The sequence below is a fragment of the Aliiroseovarius marinus genome, assembly GCF_004360145.1.
Classification (GTDB): Bacteria; Pseudomonadota; Alphaproteobacteria; order Rhodobacterales; family Rhodobacteraceae; genus Aliiroseovarius; species Aliiroseovarius marinus.
Genome location: NZ_SAIT01000029.1, coordinates 1 through 21,297 on the forward strand (window position 1 = coordinate 1; position 21,297 = coordinate 21,297).

A 21,297-nucleotide genomic window follows, 5' to 3' on the forward strand; every position below is an offset into this window, starting at 1 on the left:
CGCCGCCCTACTGGCCCACTTTTGCGCCGCCCTTGACACCCTTCGGGTGGTCCGGTCTAAATGTTAGTGCATCGTTGGTCTCTGGTCCATCGGCACGATGCTTTCTGGCGCAGGTGGACAGTAGACCAATGCGCTGCGCGGCCTGACGGCATTGTAGTGATCCGCTTGGCTGTGTGACGCTCATTGTGGGAGAGTCCTTTGTGCGCGGCAAGCCAATGATCAATCTGATCCGTGAAAGCATCCAGCTTCGGTTGCCGGATCGGCGCCATCCAGCTGAACTCAATTCGCACTGATCCTAGGTCAAGGGCAGCGGGGAAAAATGATATGCTCAACAGAAAGTTGGCAAAAAAATGCGCTAGTGTCTCAACCGCTTGTGGGCTACTTTTAATAGATCTAGGTACCTTCGCTGGCGACGAAGTAGCTTAGTAGAAGGAAGGCACTTAAGGAGAGCTCGATTGAAGGCTTGGAAACGGATTTTTGGTATCAGGAAATCTGAAAGCTCTCCGACCTTGGGTGAGAAGGCAGAAAGCACTCACGCGCACATACAGACAGCCAATGAGGTGGTCGAACCAGACAAGCCATCGCGCCCTTTCTTTAACAAAAAGATCGACGATCTCGAGAGACTACTGCCGACCATCCAGGGCAATAAAAAAATGCTCAAAACCTTATTTGAAGAACTGGAAAACCGCAAAACTATACGAGCGCGCGAGCTCCGCGTGCGCGTGAGGAAAATACTCGATGCTGCTGAATCATATGCTGGGGACCCGGAGGAAATCGATGATAACGAGACAAATGTAGGTGACTGCCACACTCGTGACGAAGCGCCGGGTTCCGCTCGAGGTGATCTCATTCAAGGAGAACATGTTGCTCAAGTGACAACTGATCTCCCTTTGGAAGATCGAGATAGGGTATATTGCGAGGCGGACGAGGCCACGGTCGAAATCTTTAGAAAGGACCCGGAAAAAGAAGCTGGTGTGGCCGTTAGTAAAAATCAGCCCCAAAAAGCAATCGGAACTGAATATGACAAGCGAGATCAACTTGAGGAAAATGTTCAAACTGAACGGGTATTGAAACCTGATACATCATCCTGTCCCCATGAAAAGAATGGTAATACAGACCTATTGGAATACGTGCTTGCACAGAACGTGTCCGTACGGCTTCGCAATGCGTTGAAACTCGCCTCGGATACGACCAGTCTTCCAGTAAGCACAGTGGAGGATTATCTGAGATTACCACCATCCGTTCGTCGCGAGCGCTTCAAAAGACTGCAGAACATAGGCAATAAATCTGTCAATGAGCTCGAGGAGCTCCTCACGAATGTTATCCTGGCCCCAGCCGTGGATTCTGAACGGGAAATTCATCTTCTGACAGGAGGGGCACTGGAAACGGGAAATGTCGAAAAACTGATCACATCCCTAAATTCATTTGATTTTTTGCAATTAATAGGTGGCGTCCCAACGTCACCACGACTTAAGACACTCTTAAAAAAAATGGATCAAACATTGGCCCCTCACAATCGGGGTCTGGGTTGGGCAATTAGAAATCTCGATAAATTGGAGCATCAAGCTCTTCAGCATCAAGGTACCGGAAGGTCTACTGTCAAGGAATTGAAAAGTCGCGTAAAACAGGCAGTCGCTGTAGTGTTCAGATTGGTTGGAATTGATGACGACCAATCAGAAGTACTCTGCGAAACCATCATAATGAACAGTGCGACTGGTGTAAGCCCAGACGTCATTGAGGACGCTGCAAACAAAGTTTCGCTGGCGTGGGAAGACGGAAAAATCTCAACTCTCGAAGTGGCTCAGCGTGCGTCATTTGATTATGATGTTCATACTGAACTGGTCGAACGACCTAACGCCACGTTTGACAGACTATTGAACGATGCTCTGACTAACAGAGAGTTGGACATTGTTGAAAGCAGGTTTGGCCTCAGAACCCAATCCAAACAAACTCTCGAGGTAATTGCTGGGCGGTACGACGTCACACGAGAGAGGATACGGCAAATTGAAGTTAAGGCAAAGCGTAAACTAAAATCGCCCGCGATTGTTTATGCAATGCAGTTGTATTTGAGGATTAAGTCAAGTGGTGTTTGGAATGAGCTCTCTACTTCAGGCGATGTTGTCACCGAGCAGATGCTACATGGTTGGCAGCGGAAGCTGTCTGGTAGAGCGACATTGGCCATAGACGTTGTCTTCAACGAGATTGAAAAATACCTACAGGCGTTTTCCAATCAACGCACTCTCCCCAGTGGTCTTCTCATTTGGGTTTCTCCTAGACTTTCTGAGGAAGAGGTTGAGGAAGCCGTTTCTGATCTTTCGAAACATAGCTCACTTGATGTCTCAGTTACTCAGAGCATTAAGCAGGCAATCCAAGGAGCGAAGTGGCCGATCACCTTGACTTACCTGAGCAATGTCCTCCCACATTTGTCGAGGGAGGCCATTCAAAGAGAATTGCAGACTAACTTCAATGCAGTAGTATATGGGGACACAGTAGAGAAAATATCAGGCTTGTCTGCCTCTACCCGTCTCGTCATCTTGTTACGAACCGCCGGACATGCACTGCAATTGGCTGAGCTAGAAGCTCGACACAGCGCTGTATTTAAAGAGAAAATGTCCGTTCACGCGATAAGCGCGACACTCCAAAGATTAGAAGAGGCTCTTATCGTAGATAGAGGGACCTATGATCTCTATGAAAATATCATACTCTCACCCAGTGAAATTGCAGAAGTTCGAGATGCGAGCGAAGCTGTCCTTCTACGGGAGAACAATTTCATTTCAGCCAAGGTTCTGTTTCGATTAATTTTGCCGCGCCTGGATGATCAAATTTGCCAAGTGTTAACTCCCTACATGCTTCTAGGCATCTGCCAGGATGACGAGAGATTTGATTGTCGACGCGGCCTAATGGTTGGGCTTCTAGACCCACAATTTCAGGGGCATTTTGAGCTCCTTGATGACACCATCGAAGATTTAGTCAGAAAGCATGGCCCGCTATCGATCACGGAAATAAAGAGGCGAATTTCGTCAACTCGCGAGGTTCTGGATACCTCAATTTCATTCTCGCTTTTGAAAAACCCCGAAATTATTGCGTCGTCGCGTGGGCACTTTGACATGCAGGATCGCGTCTTGGGAGGTGAGGAGAAAACAACCAAACTACTCAATGCAATCATACTATCTCTCTTGCCTGGGGAGACGACATTCCCTGTTTTGAGCGTGCGCTTGCGTTCGATCAGGATCGATATACCAATGCCAACTTTGATTTCGTTCGTTCAAAAACAGCACTGCATATCTAGAAATGAAGACCGAATTAGCCTTCGCGACGTAGATGAGGCTATACTTGCATACGAACGAAAGTTTCAAGAAGCACTTGAGGACCAAATCAACGGAAGCTTGGCAGAGAACTTTCTCGCCGAAAGCAATCTTTCAGAATTTGAGAAGCGCCTACAGAAGCTCGATTTTCGCTTTATGATGCCTCGCGAAGAGTGGGATAGTTCTGGCGACCTTGGCGACGGGGAACTGGATCTAATTTCGGATATTTTGTCGGATTTTGAATGAGCAATCGGTTGTTTCAAGATCTGCAGCTTCCCTTGTCCGTTCGAACGACCAACGCGGACCCAATAGTTACGTTCTTCAATCCAGTGCTGTCGTGTGCGCAAACCTACGACGTAGCGGTAGGCTTTTTCTCCAGCAACTGGGTGCGAGATGCTGCAGCCGGTATTGCGAAATTCGCGCTAAATGGAGGAAAGGTAAGATGGATAGTCTCCCCAATTCTAAGTGAAGAAGACTTTTCCGTTCTCCAGACGGAGAACTCTGAAGCGCACACTGAGAGTCTTATCGAACAATCGTTCGAGCGCCTTTTTGAAGAGCTCCAATCGGATACTCGGTCCGTGATCTCCTGGATGATACGCGACCACATTATGGAATTTCGAGTGGCCATCCCAAAATCATCTCTCTCTGGCATGATGCATGCAAAGATGGGTGTGTTCTCGGATTCGGAAGGCAGCAAAATCGGGTTCAGTGGAAGTTATAACCACACCGCTGCTGCAAAAACCAATTGGGAAAAAATCGACATATACGATGGGCAGAGGTCGGAAGAGGCTGCTGCACGGATCGAAGAGATTGAGCGAGACTTCGAGAATATGTGGTCTGGATTGGACCCTAACATTCAAATCTACTCTGCTTCAGAGAAGGCGCTCTCAAAATACATTGAGCATACCCACTCGGCATCTAGGCCGTATCGAATTAAATCAGAACGTTGGCCGCACTATGGCCCACCGCACTACTTGTTGGACGAACATGACAAGTTGCGCGACTATCAGGAAGATGCAGTCGATGCGTGGCTAAATAACAAGGGGCGCGGCTTGCTCGCCATGGCAACCGGTTCAGGAAAGACTGTGACGGCACTGTCCGCTGCTTCCCGCATCGCCAACCGAGCGGAAGATACGAGTAATAGTTTGGCTATTGTCATAACAGTTCCTTATCAACACTTGGCCGACCAGTGGATCGAAGAGGCACGAAGTTTCAATTTTTCACCGGTTCTATGCTACGGGGGGGTGAACAAATGGATCCGGACTGCTGAAAAAAAAGTCACAAATCAAAAGGCCAATCTTGAAAATACTGTCGTATTTGTCGCCGTTAATGACACATTTTCAAGCCTAGCTTTTCAAGAACTTCTCGAGAAACTACCTCGTAATTCATTGTTGATCGCGGATGAAGTTCACAATTTAGGCGCGCCCTACTACAGCCAACACCTACCAGAAAATTTTTCGTTTCGCATGGGTTTGTCTGCGACGCCGGTTCGCCATGGAGACGAGGTGGGAACAAAGGCCATTGAAGACTACTTTGGGAAGCCAATTTTCGAGTTTAGCCTAAAGGATGCCATTGGCAGAGGATTTCTTTGTCCATATCGTTACTACCCGATTCTTTCGCCGTTTTCAGAAGACGAAATGGCTGAGTACAAAGATATATCTGATAAGATCGCGAAAGCATACGCTCGAACCGCGAGTGACGACAATGAGCTAGATGACGTTCTAAAGACTCTCTTGATAAAGAGAGCGAGGCTTGTTTCAAAGTTACGTAGCAAAACGGAGTTGCTCAAAGGCTTGCTCGCAGAGAGGTCTGACTCTTCATACAATTTGGTCTATTGTGGCGATGCCAAAGAGGACGGAGAGCGGCAGATCGAGCAAGTGGTTAGGCTCGTTGGCCGTGATCTTAAGATGCGGGCAAACAAGTTTACTGCCAACGAAAACACAGACCAACGGAAGGCCCTTCTCGAAGAGTTTACCAGCGGCGAGCTTCAAGTGCTCGCCGCCATTCGATGCCTTGATGAAGGTGTTGACGTGCCCCGGACAGAAACCGCCTACATTCTGGCATCTTCGACAAATCCTCGGCAGTTTGTCCAAAGAAGAGGGCGGGTGCTTAGGAAATCTCCGGGAAAAACTGAGGCTGCAATATACGACTTCATTGCTGTGCCGGATCTTGAAGAACTCAGAGATGGCAACGGTGCGGTCTCAAAAGTAGAAAGGAACTTGGTGGCCAAAGAAATGGACCGAGTAAACGAATTTGCCGATATGGCGTTAAACAAAGGTGAAGCACTTAGCCAGCTGAATGACATAAAAGCCAAGCTACACCTTCTACATCTGTGAGAATGACATGAGCAAATCACCAAAAGAAATCCTTAGTGAAACTACTCCTCAGATAAGGTCGATTATCGAGCAAGTACTAAAAAATGAGAGGGAGTATCAGCACTTTAGAAAGCTTAGCTCCACCCAGGAAAGCGATATCTGCAATCGTATCATAAATTTGGTCGAGAAGGAGGTGAAAAGTTGAAAATCTCCTCGATAAACATTTCCAATTTCCGTCAATTTGTTGGTTCGCAGAAGTTGAGCTTTAGCGTTGATGATCATGAGAACATTTCTGTTGTGCATGGTGAAAATGGTGCTGGAAAGACGTCAATTCTAAACGCTTTCAAGTGGTGTTTCTACGGCAGGACGGACTTTGATACGGGTGAAAAAAATATTTTAAACGAGCATGCCATTTCAACCTCTGATGATGGCGACGTTATCTCGTTGCGGGTCACAGTCGAATTCGAGCACGATGGGCGAAATTACAAAGCTGATCGATCTCAAGAGTATAAGAAACTAGGAAACAATAGTGTTGAACCAGTCGGTGGTAATGTTTTCGAGTTGTCCTGGATTGCGGCCGGAGGTGGTTTCGAAAAGTCGAAGAACCCCGGCACGCAAATCAATCAAATTCTGCCCGAAGGAATGCACAGCTATTTCTTTTTCAACGGAGAACGGATTGAGAAGCTTGCCTATGAGAGTGCCTCTCATGAAATCCGAGATGCAATTCGGAATTTGATGGGATTGGAGATTATGGAGCGTGGGCGCACACATCTGAGCGGACGTGTTCGAAAACATTTTAATAAGCAGATGAGTGAAGGAGCATCCGGACTTTTAAAGGATTTGATAGAGAAGGAAGGTTTGCTTGATGAGAAAATTGAGAAGATCAAGAGTAATATTACTTCGGAAGATGACAATATTGCCGGTTTTGAGGAGACCATACAGGTAGTCGAAAAGCGGTTGCTATCGATCAAGGACGTAGCGGCGCTCCAAGAAGAACGAAATCGACTGAATGAAAGTCTGTCGTCAAATAGGGAGGCTTTCCAGGAGACTTCTCGAAAAATCAAGCACGTTATAGGAACACGGGGATTCTTGGCTTTCCTGCATGACGCAGCACCTCATGTGAGCGGAATTTTGGAGGAGCGCCGTCAGAAAGGTGAGCTTCCATACGCGATCAAGAGGCAGTTTATTGACGATCTACTTGATAAGGGGAACTGTATTTGCGGCACCGATTTGGTGGAGGGCGAAGAGCCATACCAAAATGTCCACAGGTATCGAGACAAGGCTTCACCCGAAGGAATTGAAGAGGCTTTCACCAGGACTTCCGGAGCTCTAGGTCAGTTCGGTTGGGCGAGAAACGACATGTATCAGTCGCTTTTGGATCTCCTTGCAGACCGCAAAAGTCTGGATGACACTAGAGAGGAACTCGAAGGCGCCCTGAGTGAAATCAGTAGCAAGGTTTCTGATTCCGAACTTGAAGACGTCACCCAACTTGAAGCTCGTCGGAGACAATGTGAAATCGACCGTGACAATGCTGTCGGGCATCGAGGGCTTCTGCGAGGAAGGCTTGAAGAAGCGAGAACCGAGCTGGAGCAAGTTCAAAAGGAAAGAAAGGAGCAGGAAGAAAAGTCTGGAAAGGTTGCTTTGGCCTCCAAACGACACACCGTCGTTGAAGAGGCTGCACGAGTTTTGGAAGAACTGCACGATGCACTAGCTGAGCAAACGAAGCAGAAGTTGAGCAAACGCGTAAACGAAACCTTTCAGAACATTCTAAAGAAGGATTACAGAGCGGAAATTGACGACGATTATTGCCTTAGGGTGATTAAAGACGTACCCGGTGTAGGTCCTCAGATTGTCCACGAAAAGTCGACTGGAGAAAGCCAAGTCACCAGTTTAAGCTTTGTTGCAAGCATTGTGAGCTTGGCACATGAACAGTCCTTGAAAGACTCAACTTTTTTTAAGGGTGGCGTCTTCCCCATTATTATGGACTCACCATTTGGCGCACTCGATCCAGACTATCGTACGTTGATTGCGAGGCACATTCCGGAGTTGGCACAGCAAATTATCTTGCTCGTTTCAAAGTCACAATGGGACGGAGAAGTTCAGGAAGAATGTGAGAAGCGTGTCGGGAAGCATCAATCTCTAATCTATTTTGCTCCGAAAGTTCGTGAGGGATTGGACTCCTATTACGCTCGGCCAGGATCAGAATATGAATATACTAAAGTTGAGGAGGGGTATCATGGCTGATCGAGTGCGCAGGCCCAAACAGTACGATGAATTGCTCAGGTTGCTGAAGGAGCAAACGAACATCTTTCCAACGCTCAAAGACGCTATTGTGTTTGCAGCTTGCTTGGGGTTGAGCCGAGATAAACGCGTGTCATTTGAAAAAACTTCTGAGCCAATCAATATGCAGACTTTTGGGGAAGAATTCGATCAAATGGCGATCGATGTAATTGGAATTTCGGCATCAGATGACGATCCTATGATCATGGCGACGGAACGTAGCGATGAACGAGTACGGATCTTTGAGGAATATGCCTGTGGTGGGCTCGAAATCATTAACCATGAGGTATTTCAGGGGGGGGCTGATCTTGAAGATGGATTGATTAGGCTCGTCCTGGAGGAGCAAAAAGATGACAGCATCCTCAGCGAAATTACCGACTTGTCGGAGGTTTAGTTTCACTTCGTTTGAACTCTTCACCAGCAACCAGTGAGACTATTCACATGTTGGACCTGGGGCAGTAAAGTCTTTCGGCTTCGGTCGGGGTGATGGACTGTCTGCGTCCCCAGTTTTCGTCGGGAGCCTCTGCGGTTTGTTCCCGAAGGCGATTTGTGATTGTGACTCCTGGTAAATGAACTCAATTACCCATGCATTTATCATGCATTGATGCGCAATGCGCTGATCTCCTGCGCTAGTTCTGCCCAGGGCGTGCCCGTTTGCAGATGGCTCCAAGAAAAGCGAACGACTGCATCAAGCGCATCGGGGTGCAAGCCCATTGCCGTAAGAACATGGGAGGCTTCGCGCCTCGCAGACGTGCAGGCTGAACCGTTAGAGATTGATACTTTGTCTCGTAGCGCGAGCATCAAAGCCTCGGAATCCACGCCTTTAAAGCCAATTGCAAGTACGTGGTCCAACACGAAGGACTGGTCCCCAATCACGATTGGATCAAGAGCACCAAAAACAGAAAGGGCCCTTTGACGCTCGGCAGAACATGCTTTCTTGCGTAGCCGGTGGTCGCGCAAAGCAATCGCTGCGGCGGTGCCGAAGCCCGCAATCAAGGGAACTGGCAAAGTCCCCGGTCGCAGACCTCGCTCCTGCCCTCCGCCATAGGCTATAGGTGAAATGGGGGGGCGCTGATATCCGCGCTTCCGTGCAATGAGTGCGCCGACACCTTTTGGCCCAAAGAGTTTGTGCGCGCTTACCGAGAGCATATCGATCCTCTTATTTCGCGGGCCGTTAAGTTCTTTGCCAAAACCTTGAACCGCGTCTACATGGAAAAACGCGGGATGACCTTGTAGACCGTCGGCCACGTCTTCAATGGGTTGTAGAATGCCGGTCTCATTGTTGGCATGCATTAGCGATATAAGTAGTGTGTCGTCCCGAACAGCAGCAAGGACATCCTTTGGCGAGGCTCGCCCAGACTCACCAACACCTACTACAGTAAGTTCAAAACCTTGTGCCTCTAGTGCCCGCATTGGCTCCAATACGGCTTTGTGCTCAATCGCAGTGGTAACGAGATGTTTTCTGCCACTGCGACGACCATGGTCGGCCATGCCGAGGATTGCCAGGTTGTTCGCTTCTGTAGCCCCTGATGTGAAGAGTACTTCCGAAGGGTCGGCGTCCGCCAGCACGGCGATCTGCTCCCTAGCTAGTTGCACAGCTTTGTTTGCGCGCGCACCATATTCATGTGTTCGACTTCCGGCATTGCCATACTCCGCATCGAAGTAGTGAAACATGACGTCCCGCACTTCTGGCTCCAAGGGCGTCGTGGCGTTATTGTCCAGGTAGATTGGCATTGAAAATTCGCACTCCGACTTCATTCATTGGTGGGAAGATACCCTTCTGTGACATTGCTAACCTGTACGTTATTTGTTTGCAATTCCATTTGACAAACTGTTTGTGATTGAGCATGTAATGGCTAGTTAGAGAGGTACCATGGACAGCACCTTCCACTATGCATTTCCAGCCATCCGCGGCATCCAAGCCGGCCGGGAATACTATGTCTCGATGTGCCCTCTGCGCCTGATCCCAAAGATTTTTCTCTTTGACGAGGAAGAGCTTACCCCCGAACTGCGATCACAACGTACGCTGAACAAGGCACGAATTCCAGAGATGGCAAGATACATCACCGAACATCCAGACGGCTATGTCTTCTCGGCTTTGACGGCTTCGGTCGATGCCGATTTAGAGTTTGAGCCTGTGTCGCAAGATAACGATCGATTGGGTGTCCTGCGAATTCCGATGTCTGGAACGTTCATAATTAATGATGGTCAACATAGACGTGCGGCGATCGAGACTGCGTTGAAGCTTAACCCTAAACTAGCAGACGAAAGCATCGCAGTCGTCTTCTTCAGCGACATTGGATTGGAGCGTTCCCAACAGATGTTCGCGGACTTAAATCGGTATGCGATCCGCCCCTCGACCTCGATTTCTTTGCTTTACGATCATAGAGATAAATCGGCGGAGTTGACGCGGCGGCTTGTCCTTGAAGCCGAACCGTTCCGCGATCTTGTCGAAATGGAAAGAAGTACACTTTCGGCTCGTTCTCGACGGCTCTTCACATTCAGTGCAATCTACCAAGCGACTAATGCCCTTTTGGCAGACGCAAACGGAGACGATATCGAAGCTGACCTGTCAAGGGCTCGGAGGTTCTGGGAAGAGGTCGCAAAACAGTTGCCCGAGTGGAGCCAAGTTCGGCGCGGACAGATACCGGCAAGTGAGGTGCGGCAGGACCTCATCCATTCTCATGCTGTGGTGCTCAACGCTATCGGCAAGTCAGGTTCCGCCCTAATGCGCGACGCGCCGCAAGACTGGAAGAATAGGCTGAAGGCACTTTCGAAAACTGATTGGTCACGAAACAGCCCAATATGGGCGGGTCGTGCGGTAGTTGGCGGGCGCCTTTCAAAGGCGACACAGAACGTTGTTTTGACCGCGAACTACATCAAGAAAAGTATGGGGCTAGATTTGTCGCCGGAAGATCAGCGTATTGAGGATGCATTTGAGCGGGGGGATTATGAGCGAAGCACCTAGAACCACAAGACAATCCGTTTTTAAATCGGAAGGTTTCAAAGAAAAGCTTGCCCAAGAAATTGAGCAGATCCAGAAGATATATCTAGCAGACCAGATTCCTTGGGTTATTGGCTACAGCGGTGGTAAAGACTCTACAGCAGTATTGCAGCTGGTCTGGTTGGCGCTTTCGAAGCTTGCCCAAACGGATCTTCAGAAGCCAATTCACGTTATTTCGACGGACACACTGGTGGAGAATCCAGTGGTTGCGGCTTGGGTCGATCGCTCTCATGAGGTGATGGGAGAAAGCGCAGTACACGAGCGGCTGCCCATCTATCCACATAAGCTCACCCCTGATGTTCAAAACACTTTCTGGGTCAATCTCATCGGTCGGGGTTATCCTGCTCCTCGTCCAAAGTTCCGATGGTGCACTGAGCGTATGAAGATAACCCCAGCGGATCGATTTATTTCCGATGTGGTCAAGCAAAATGGCGAAGCAATTGTTGTACTCGGCACGCGCAAAGCTGAGAGTAGTGTTCGCGCAGCTCGCATGGCAGCAAGTGATGAAGGGAGAGTCCGCGAGAATCTAAGTTCGCATAGTTCGCTTCCAAACGCCTTTATTTACAGCCCGATTTCAGAATGGACCAATGACGACGTCTGGTTGTTTTTGCTCCAAGTCAAAAATCCCTGGGGGCACGACAACAAAGCTTTGTTGAGCATGTATCAGGGAGCTTCGCCGGATGCTGAGTGCCCGGTCGTTCTTGACACCTCAACGCCAAGTTGCGGCGATAGCCGCTTTGGCTGCTGGGTTTGTACGCTTGTCGAACAGGACAAGTCTATGTCCGCGATGATTCAGAACGACGAAGAAAAGGAGTGGATGGCGCCGCTATTGGAGCTGCGAAACGCGCTTGATGAGCCAGACCATGATAAGCGCGATTTTCGCAGGATGAGTGGAACAGTTCAGCTGTTCAACAAGGACACCCGGCCAATTCCGGGCCCGTACACACAGGCAACGCGCGAAGATTGGTTGCGCCGCCTTCTGACCGCACAAGAGGTCGTGCGAAATCACCCGAAGGCACCGCCAGAGGTTCGCGGCATAGAGCTAATCACTCGCGACGAACTTCACGAAATTCGCAGGATATGGGTGATGGAGAAATACGAAGTCGAGGATCGGTTGCCTGTGATCTATGAAGAAACGACTGGTCGGAAGTTCGGCGTCAAGAGGCTAGATGACTCGCAGCCATTCGGGGCGACTGAAATGGACATTCTCAAGCGGGTAGCCGGTGACGATCAAATCCACTTCGAGCTTGTTCGCGAGCTCCTCCAGGTTCAGCGAAGCTATCGATCCTCTGGCCGGCGGGCTAAACTTTTCGAACGTCTGGAGGAAGCCTTCAAGCGAGGATTTTATAATGATGTTGAAGATGCAACTGCGAGGGCTGCGCGACGCCGCAATCTAGGGGCATTGCTGGAGGCAGTCGGCGAGGCAAGCGGTAGTAGTGGTGAAGCTGCAAAAGCTCTTCAAGCAGAACTCGGTGAGCTTGCCAAATTTCAGAATCCGGAGGCTGCCGAATGATCCTTGACGAAATCACACTGCACAATTTTGGTGTTTATCGAGGGCGTCACCGCTTCGCGCTAACGCCTGAATCGGTTAACAAGCCGATCATTTTGATCGGTGCTCAAAACGGAGCCGGTAAAACAACATTCCTAGAAGCCCTTCAACTCGCTTTCTTTGGAAAAATGGCCCGGGGGCAGCTTCGCGGAGCAGGGGCGTATGATGACTACCTTCGTAATGCCATCAATAGGACAGCCCCGTTGAGTGATGGCGCTGAGGTCAAAGTCATCTTTCGGCGTGCGATGGATGGGCGTGAGCAAGTATTCGAAATCCGACGCTCATGGTCCGTCAGTAACCGCCGAGTACGTGAGGTCTTTGAGGTTGTTGTAGATGGACACCTTGACCGGGTCCTGACTTCACAGTGGGACGAATTCATAGAGGAGCTCCTTCCTCCACGTATCGCGCCATTGTTTTTCTTTGACGGAGAGAAGATCGAACACTTCGCCGATCTTGATCGCTCGTCGGAAATCATAGGTACGGGGATTAACGCGCTTCTCGGCCTGGATATCGTAGAGCGCTTGAAGGTTGATCTCGAAGTTCTTGAGGCGCGAAAACTTGCGGAAAGCAGTAGCGCAGATATGCGAGAAGAGCTGGATGTAGCAGAAGCAGATCTGCAAGACGCCGAAAAACGAGCGCGTTCAGCAAATGAGAGTGTGGCCAGCGCCCGCGTTGCGGCGGAAAGAGGCAACCTCGTGCTTCAGCGTGCCCGAACTGCGTTTGAGGCCGAGGGCGGCAATCTTTTTGAAGCGCGTGAAGCCATGACTGCCGAAAAAGCGCGCCTAGATGAGGCACTTGAGCACGCGAGAAAAGATCTCAGATCGTGGGCTGGTGAAGGGGCTCCGCTAATGCTTGTTACCGGTCTGCTTCAGACTGTTTCCCAGCGCGCAGGTCAGGAAGCTGAAATTGAAGCTACGCGAGCGCTGCTATCGCATCTTGCAGAACGCGATCAGCGAGCCCTAGCAAAGATTACGGATCTCGGCGCTGCAGATCAGGTCCTTAAGGAGGTCGCGTCGTTCTTCCGCCAGGATTGTGAAAATCTAGAACTGACGGCTTCCCAGGAAACGCATTTGCATCTGAGTTCTAGTTCCCGCGACGCATTGACGACCCTGTGCGGCCAAGGTCGGGATGATATTTTGAAGACGCGAAACGCCTTGCTCGAGCGCCTGGAAAATCTTGAAAAGAAGCGGGACGATCTTGAGCGCAAACTGGCCTCTATTCCAGCAGTAGAGAGTGTCGCTCCGCTACTTAAGGACGTGTCGGCGGCCGAAGTTTCATCTAAGCAAGCTGAATCAGAGCTCAATCGCTCCATGGAAGAAAGTGAACAGGCGGACAGAGGTTTGGAAGCCGCACGTAGCCGTTACAAGTCTAAGCTGGAAAAGATGGTCAGCATTCAGCTACAGCGCGAAGATGCTGGAAGGCTCCTGCAACATTCTTCTGGAGTGCGCCGAACACTTTCGCTTTTTGCCACCGAGGTAATCCAACATCACATCCAGCGGATCGAGAATTTTATGCTCGACGGGCTCCAAGCATTGTTCCGCAAGCACGACTTGGTCGCCAGCGTCGCGATCGACCCAAAGACATTTGCGATCGAACTCCATGGCAGCGATGGCCATATAGTTTCTCCCGACCAGCTTTCGGCCGGGGAGCGCCAGCTCTTTGCCGTTGCATTGCTATGGTCTTTGGCGAGAGCGTCGGGTCAGGCAGCTCCAACGGTCATCGACACTCCGCTTGGGCGACTGGATTCCCAGCATCGTGCGCGGCTCGCAGAGCGGTACTTCCCTTGTGCCGGGGAACAGGTGATCCTTCTCTCAACAGATGAAGAGATCGATGGGCGGCTTTTCCAGAAGCTGGCGCCTCATATTACTAGGAGTTTCACAATCACCTACGACAGCGCTAGGAAAAGCAGCCAGGTGGAGCCTGGCTATGCCTTTGTTAAGGACGCTGGGATGGAGGCTGCATGACGATGATCGATACCGTTCGCATCGATGATCAAGGGCGTGAACAGTTGATTCGACTGAAGCGACACACTGGCATTGAGACCTGGAATGTCCTCTGCCGTTGGGCACTTTGTGTATCTCTTGCCGAACCGACCAAACCCCCAGCACGCCAGTTCAAAGGGGAGCCTGCTGTGGAGATCGCGTGGCGTGTCTTTGGTGGCGTTCATCACGAGCTATACTTGGCTTTGATCAAACAACGCTGTTTGCAGGACGGACTCGGGCTCGACCATGCAACGGTTCATGACCAGTTCCGTCTGCACCTACATCGTGGGCTCGGCTACCTTGCATCCGATCGAAATGTTCGTTCCATTGGTGGTCTTGCTCATAAGCTGGGTGAAACCACCAAGCCTGCAGCGGCCTAGCGTGGTCAATCTACCGGAGCTCAAGGATCACGCGAGCAAACACTTCACGTACGCAGACCTGTGCCACTGCAGCTCAACTTGGCGACATACTCAGGTTGAAAACGTTCCACTAGAACTCGACACGTATCGCGCGATATCTGAGCTATGTGAAGAAATTCTTGAGCCTGTTATGGCCAAGTATGGGAAGGTTGAGCTGACCTACGGGTTCGCGGGTTCAGCGTTAACCAGAAAGATTCGTCGTCAGATTGCTCCGCAACTTGATCAACATGCGGGATACGAACGACTTCCCTCCGGTGAGTTCCTTTGTCCTCGGCTCGGTCAGGCGGCAGATTTTCGAGTGCCTGGCCAGGCTTCGATCGAAGTCGCACGCTACATTGTAGCGTCTCTGCGGTACGATCGCTTGTATTACTACGGCTCAGAACAGCCGCTACACGTAAGCATAGGGCCTGAACGAACAATGTCAGTATGCGTAATGCGCGAACTCTCCGGACGGCGTATCCCTCAACGGGTACAGCCGTCCAAGCTCTGAGGGCGAAGAGGTTTCTTCTTTCATTAATTTTTTTCTATAGCGCCTCATTATTGTTGTCACTATCGGGCTCGAGATCTTGTGTTTCAACGTGCTCGGAGGTCTCGTCATCATTCAAGCTAGTTGAAGAAGCGATACAGCCGGCCTCATTGATCTCAATAGTTCTTGGGTTCCCTTCCGCATCATTGAACTCTTCTGGAAGTTCAACGACGCCGTTGTCACTGCAGCAAGGCATTCCCCAGCGACGGGCCGCAAACTCAATCAACTCAAATTCTCGGGCCAGAATATTTTCTTCTTGCCAATTTGCTCCGTCAGAGAATTTTACTATCCGCTTTTCAGTATTTGTCGCGTTCGCATGATCGAAATGGTGGCTCCCAGGGCCAGAGAGCTTTTCAGATATTGGTTTACGGCCAAGGGCACTATTGTTGGGTGTTAGGACCAGATTCCCAAGGCGATGCTTAAACGCTTCGGCTCGCGCTTCATTTGGCCAGTGGCTTTCCCACCAGCCTCCATCTCTGTGAGCTTGAGGTAGAATGTGTTCCTGAGTGTTGATTTTTTCTTGTTTTGCTTTTCCCCAGCGGAAGGGCGCGACCCCAGCGGGTGAATAGTTAATCTCGTATTCATACAGAAAGTAGTAGCAATGCCCCCAACCAGAGACTTGTGGATCATAGGCGTACTTTGGATTGCCATCGGATAAAGTCTCGATAATCCTCTTCATTGGCGCTGTGGCATCTAATAGTTTACACAGGTTTTGAAGAACCCAGTCAGCTGACTGGCCTGGATTGAGTAGCGTATGGGAAATGTTGATGTGACTCTTTGAATTCATGTCCTTACGTCGCCGCATTACAGCATAAATTCGGAATACATAAATCTCGCAAGCTCTGGCGATTTTTTCAAAGTCCGAACCAGACATCCGATAGTGGGATGCTGCCAAAACCGGACGCACAATCGTTGCAAGATCCATGTTGTCGAGGCGGTCAAGCCAGTTCCCAGCCTCGGTTGTACAAAGAGAACCGTAGTGATGTTCCCTTTTCGAAGTCGAAATGAAACCAAACGATTTTGCATACGGCTCCCATAATCCAATAAATCTTTCGAAATCATTTTGAAGCGCGGCGTCTTCTTGGGAGAGAAGTTTTCGGAATCTATCTACAAAGGCTTCATGGACGCCTTTCTGTCCAATTGATGAGTTAAAACAAGAACTAAAGAGCTCAGAGATAAAGGCAGCTTCATCACTCCGGTTCCTAAGTTCAAAGCTCTCAAGATGCGTTAGCGCTTTATACCATGCATCTTCCACACTAACCGGTAAATTGCGAGTTGTTGCTACTAGAATGCAAAAGTTCTTAATTTTATCAAATTCACTTAGAGGAAGGCCGCGGGAGTTAATTGCGTCAAAAGCTAAGTAGCGGTTGATATTTTCACTCGCTAGGTCCACGAAAATGATCTTTGATTGGTTTTGGATTTTCGCCTTCCACTTTAGTAATTCAGCAACATCCTTCGATGCAAAAAACGCTTGCGCTTCCTGCTTAACGCTGTCCAGCGCTCTCATAGGGGGCGTCCGATCGGCAGGCGGTGACGGTGTACCCGTTAGTATATAGGAAAGGTACTGATCTAGATCCGGATTTTCGTTTTTAAGTCGTCTCTTAGTATTTCCACCCTTTTGAAAATATACTAGGTTTTTCAATTCTTTACTTTGTACGGTCTCGCTGCCTTCTAGAGCTTGCAAGCGGTTCACGATTTCGTTGGCTAGAATTAGCAAAGCCGTCACGCGTTGCTGCCCATCTTCAAGTGTGTATTCGACGATGTTTGTGAATTCATCGTCCTGATAATGATTGCTTGTTTTCGTCACAATCAGTGGTCCGAGGTAGTGAGAATGACCTTCCATGAGGGTAAGGTCATTTAGTAGATCGTTGAGTTCTCGCTTCGTCCAGCTAAATCCCCGTTGATTTACTGGGATGATGAAACGGTTACTACTACAGATCTCTTTGAATGAGGGCATTGCCATTGTTGTCTCGAATCCCTTTCTGAATTTTGTCGACCAGCCTAGGTAGTCAAGACCTTTTGTCTAGTTGCTTCATAGGCATCGGTCTTGATGTATTCTGCAATGGTCACTCGTACTCGGCGGTTGCGGCTCATGCGGAACATCATGACAACGCATGAAAGGTCACTGTTGGGTTTGGTCGTTAATTTGTTCCCACTTCCAACCTTTCAAGAAGCCTCCTGCAGCTTCCGCGACTGTGGTGATTTCCTGTCCCGTGGCTCGGCTTCCGAGCTCGCTCAAACCGAAATCAACGGCTTGCGCATCGAATTGTTTCTGACGTTCGTAGTCGGATTGGTCGGGCGCCATGAACCTTGATTTCAGAAGCAAACGTTGATCTTCGTCGCTATGATCAAAATCTGAAATCCTTTGTCTGCGCAGATCCACTTTTATTCGTACCTCGAGGCGCGGAAGCGGCGAGAGGTCAAAATCCGTATATTGGAAGCCAGTCAGCTTGCCTGATAGAAGGTGCATTTTGACGAGCTGCATCTCTTCTAAGCCACCGGCGTATTTCTCGGCGCAGCCAGCGAAACAGCGTAGCTCTGCCGGAAGTCGAGGTATTAGTTCAGTGCAGACCCAGTAGTTGGCATCAACGTCAAGGTGCCCGAGGCCATCGCTAGAAGTCTTCTGAGCCGCCTTAAGAAGAGAGCTACTATCTGCGAGCGAAAACAGTAGTTCACGTGCGGCCGTTTGTGCCTTCGCGTAGCTTCCGAAGATTGCACGAATATCCCGCTGTAACCTCTCCGGCAGATCGCGATAGTTCTTTCGGCGATTGAATTCATTGAGTGCCAGGTAGACGGTGATATCTTCCTGACGCTGCTTTGCTGCCTGTTCTAGTATTTCTGGGTCAGATAGGCTGCCGGCCAGGTGAATCGCCCTTGCGGCAGAAGTCTTGGCTTGTTCCAGTGCATCAGTGATTTCATTTGGAAGTTCGCTTGGAACAGGCCACCTCCCAAGATCTTCTGCTGTTGAAGCAATCGATTCAAGGACGGGTCGAAGAGCCTCGAACGCCGCTTCACGTGCCTCCTTACGTCGGGCGGCGATAGAGAGCCTAGAGGAGGTCCTCCGGGTTTGCCGAGACAGCAGATAGGACTGTTCCGCTACAGGATCTGAAAATACGAAGAAGAGGCCTGGGCCGGTCGGGAAAGCCTCTCTGCCAAGCGTGACCTCAATGAAATCCTTTAGTTCCGCCGGACGGTAGAATTTCTGAAACGTCCCAAGGCGCGTCACGTGCCCGTCTCCATAGGCCTGGCAGCAATCTGTTCGAGCTCGGCTGGAGGTGATGACGGCAATCGCGAGGCACCGACGCGCAAGGGCAAAGGCCGACCGAAGGACGTCCTGCCGTTCGGCAGGAGACTCGATGACGTTTAGAACAAAGCCAAGGTTTACCACATGGGCTGATTCAAGAGGTTCATCAGGTGCGTAGTATGGATCCCAACCGGCGGCTGAAATGCCAGCAGTTCGAAGGCCTTCGACATCTGAACCGAATCCGCAACCGTAATCAAAAACCGTGGTCTTTTCGTCAATCAAGCCGTATCGGATCAACGCCTGAACAGGTGAGGAGAGCCCGTCCCGTCGGATCGCCGCCAGATGGCGTTGGATCCTTACATCCGGCGGTGAAGTTGCCTCGTCGAGTTGCTCAATTGCATGGCCGACTATCTTAACACCCGCCTCACGTAGACGCTGTTCCCATGCAAGTTTGGTCCCAATGGAGCTCGTTTCCTTAAGGAGCCCTATGCGCTCGAGGCTTTGAGTAAGTTGGCTGTATTCTTCGAGCCTCGGGTGATCCACTGGAAGCAGAAGCTCTTTTCTATGAAGTACTGGCGGATTCGTGCGTGTCCAGTACGAGCGTCGAAATGCTGTTCCGCTCTCAAGATTAACGGTGATACTCTCGAGTAAAGCTGGAAACGGCCTTTCGAAATCCTCATAGGTTAGGAACGATATTTTCTTAGGTTTCGTATTGCTGAGTTTGACGACGTTCCATTGAGATGCGCACGCGACTGCCTCGGCCGCCCATATCTCTGCTCCTGCTTCAGGACCAAGCCCCGCAATCGCCTCTCGATGCAAATAAAGGTTACCAGCCACCTCCTTTCCTAAGCCCACCGCGTGCATCACATTGCCTTTCTAATGGCGGTCTGACAACATGAATACAGTATGACGTCGCCTTACTGTTCGCTAGAGCGGTCTTCCATTAAAAAACGGCTTTGGAATTGCCGGTTTCAATTGATCTAGGACCGGACGGAACAATGATTGGATCTAGGCTGGGGGTATTTCACTGGTGATGACGCCGCGGAGCAACTCCGGCTTGCCGAGATCGGACCGCCTAGATCCCATGCCACTTGCACAAACATTTCGCTCAGTTACCACTAGTTACAAACACCTCTTTTTTCGAGTTTTGCTGCGAGACGGCGTCAAACGCGGAAGACTTAAAATGGACTTCGCTAGCTTGGCCGTTGGTATGATGGAAGAGGCCTGGTGGCCTGGGTTTCATTACCGTCTCCATTTTAGTGTCCAGGACGATGTCGTTGCACGGATTACAGGAGCCCTCGACGAAGCAGTTCTTCGGCGTGATCCTGGAAAGTTAAGGCGTGCATTTGAAGGAGTGGTCATGAAGACCGGGAGAGACCCTCTTTTACGATACGTACCCCAGCGGTTTCTCAGACCATGGTTTGCGCAAGAAACAAAAGGCTTGCCAGATCATCAAGTTGATCGAACCATTGAAAAACTTAGCCGAAACCGTTTTTCAGTAGCGCAACCGATCTTCAAGGTGCTCGATGACGGAATCGAGTTCCACCCCGCGTGGGTTGAATACTTGGATCGCAACTTGATTATAGTCCAGGGTTGGAGCGATGCCATTTGGCTCCGTTTCTTGGAACGCAAAAACCCAAATGTCCCTGGGCTCGTTGAGAAGATCACGCCCGCGCTCAGAAGGCCTCCTTTGACATTCCAACGAAACCTTTGGAGGCCGATTATCCAGGAGCAGGGCGTTATCTCGATCTATAGTGGAAATTTGATCGATCCAGCAAGTTTCGAGTTGGATCATTTCTTGCCCCGAGCATTCGTGGCGCATGACAGTTTCTGGAACCTAACCCCGACAGAGAGCTTCTTGAATGCTGAGAAAAGCGATCTGTTGCCTGAACTTTCATTCGTTTCGAAACTCGCGCACCAGCACAGTCAACTGGCACACCACGCTCGTAAGTTTACCGGTAAAGCAGAATCTGCATGGCGTACCGTTCTGGATGAGTACGCAACTGACCTTGGTTTGGACTGGGCACAGTTGCAGGACGTGGTGGCCCTTGAACAAGCTTACAATGAAATATTTACGGGACTAGCTGGTGTTGCAAAGCGCATGGGATTCCCTACAGGCTGGAGCCCGAAAAGTGACGAAGCAAATAGGTCTTTATTTCGGTAGCGGCGAATTCCCGAGTATTCAATCTGATTTAAATTGCTTTCCCCGCTCAGATTTTCGGCGAAGATACGCGGGCTTACTGGCTTCCAGGCGGGGCTCATAAGAGGCAAACGCTTCGGCTCGATCCGCCAAGCGAGCATTTAAGCGACTTGAGCTATACATTGCTTCTTTAGAAAACCGCGCCCGTTCACGCCGCTTTGCATAGCGTTCAAGAGCCTCAACATTGGAGCGCAACCAAGGGCTTTCCTTGGCCATGTCTCTTGCTTTGGCGATTACCTCGTCGACCTGGTCCCATTCGCCGCGCTCAGCATGGCGGCGTGCGGTTTCTTGGAGTTCAGAGATCTGAAGCTCTGTTACACGGGCGGAGACAGTCTTGTTTGGCGCGACCGCGGCGAATGCTGCGTCGTCTAGTGCGGGCAAGGCAAGCATAGGACGTTTCATAGAATGCAGCTGGCCGTCCTTGTCTGCATATTTATAAAGGGCGGCGCAATATTGGACCACGGTAGCGCCGC

Annotated in this window: 13 protein-coding genes; 9 read left to right on the forward strand and 4 right to left on the reverse strand. The window is 50.1% G+C overall.

Features of this window, described 5'->3' with window-relative positions:
* The first annotated feature begins 455 nt into the window (after window positions 1-455).
* From EOL43_RS15055 to EOL43_RS15070, 4 genes are all read left to right on the forward strand, one after another.
* Window positions 456-3,551 carry a sigma factor-like helix-turn-helix DNA-binding protein gene (locus EOL43_RS15055; RefSeq protein ID WP_133489740.1) on the forward strand — a complete coding sequence of 1,032 codons (3,096 nt, stop codon included), beginning with the start codon at window positions 456-458 and terminating at the stop codon, window positions 3,549-3,551.
* Window positions 3,548-5,641, forward strand: a complete 2,094-nt coding sequence (locus tag EOL43_RS15060) for a DEAD/DEAH box helicase family protein (protein WP_133489741.1) — start codon at window positions 3,548-3,550, stop codon at window positions 5,639-5,641. The genes EOL43_RS15055 and EOL43_RS15060 overlap by 4 nt, the downstream gene beginning before the upstream one ends.
* Before the next feature lie 180 nt (window positions 5,642-5,821).
* Window positions 5,822-7,864, forward strand: a complete 2,043-nt coding sequence (locus EOL43_RS15065; protein WP_166636262.1) for an AAA family ATPase — start codon at window positions 5,822-5,824, stop codon at window positions 7,862-7,864.
* A complete protein-coding gene (locus EOL43_RS15070) occupies window positions 7,857-8,294 on the forward strand; it encodes a DNA phosphorothioation-associated protein 4 (protein ID WP_166636263.1) in 438 nt (145 codons plus the stop codon). The genes EOL43_RS15065 and EOL43_RS15070 overlap by 8 nt, the downstream gene beginning before the upstream one ends.
* A gap of 200 nt (window positions 8,295-8,494) precedes the next feature.
* Here the strand turns inward: EOL43_RS15070 and EOL43_RS15075 are convergent, their stop codons facing one another.
* Entirely contained in the window at window positions 8,495-9,634 is a 1,140-nt protein-coding gene (locus tag EOL43_RS15075) for an aminotransferase class V-fold PLP-dependent enzyme (RefSeq protein ID WP_133489744.1), read from the reverse strand.
* 139 nt (window positions 9,635-9,773) lie between these two features.
* Between EOL43_RS15075 and dndB the strand changes: the two genes are divergently transcribed.
* The 4 genes from dndB to dndE are packed head-to-tail and all read left to right on the forward strand — an operon-like array spanning window position 9,774 to window position 14,815.
* Window positions 9,774-10,868, forward strand: coding sequence for a DNA sulfur modification protein DndB (gene dndB, locus EOL43_RS15080; protein WP_133489745.1), 1,095 nt, complete (start codon window positions 9,774-9,776; stop codon window positions 10,866-10,868).
* Window positions 10,852-12,417, forward strand: a complete 1,566-nt coding sequence (dndC, locus tag EOL43_RS15085; protein ID WP_133489746.1) for a DNA phosphorothioation system sulfurtransferase DndC — start codon at window positions 10,852-10,854, stop codon at window positions 12,415-12,417. Before dndB ends, dndC begins: the two co-directional genes overlap by 17 nt.
* Window positions 12,414-14,417, forward strand: coding sequence for a DNA sulfur modification protein DndD (gene dndD, locus EOL43_RS15090; RefSeq protein ID WP_133489747.1), 2,004 nt, complete (start codon window positions 12,414-12,416; stop codon window positions 14,415-14,417). The genes dndC and dndD overlap by 4 nt, the downstream gene beginning before the upstream one ends.
* Window positions 14,414-14,815, forward strand: a complete 402-nt coding sequence (gene dndE, locus EOL43_RS15095; RefSeq protein ID WP_133489748.1) for a DNA sulfur modification protein DndE — start codon at window positions 14,414-14,416, stop codon at window positions 14,813-14,815. Before dndD ends, dndE begins: the two co-directional genes overlap by 4 nt.
* Window positions 14,816-15,378: 563 nt before the next feature.
* Here the strand turns inward: dndE and EOL43_RS15100 are convergent.
* Entirely contained in the window at window positions 15,379-17,343 is a 1,965-nt protein-coding gene (locus EOL43_RS15100; protein ID WP_133489749.1) for a DUF262 domain-containing protein, read from the reverse strand.
* Window positions 17,344-17,502: 159 nt separating this feature from the next.
* Window positions 17,503-19,461, reverse strand: a complete 1,959-nt coding sequence (locus tag EOL43_RS15105) for a DNA phosphorothioation-associated putative methyltransferase (RefSeq protein WP_166636264.1) — start codon at window positions 19,459-19,461, stop codon at window positions 17,503-17,505.
* 346 nt (window positions 19,462-19,807) lie between these two features.
* Between EOL43_RS15105 and EOL43_RS15110 the strand changes: the two genes are divergently transcribed.
* Complete coding sequence (locus EOL43_RS15110) at window positions 19,808-20,788, forward strand: HNH endonuclease domain-containing protein (protein ID WP_166636265.1); 981 nt, start codon at window positions 19,808-19,810, stop codon at window positions 20,786-20,788.
* 18 nt (window positions 20,789-20,806) lie between these two features.
* Here the strand turns inward: EOL43_RS15110 and EOL43_RS15380 are convergent.
* Window positions 20,807-21,297, reverse strand: a 491-nt coding sequence (locus EOL43_RS15380; RefSeq protein WP_166636266.1) for a hypothetical protein, incomplete at its 5' end; no start/stop codon positions are given.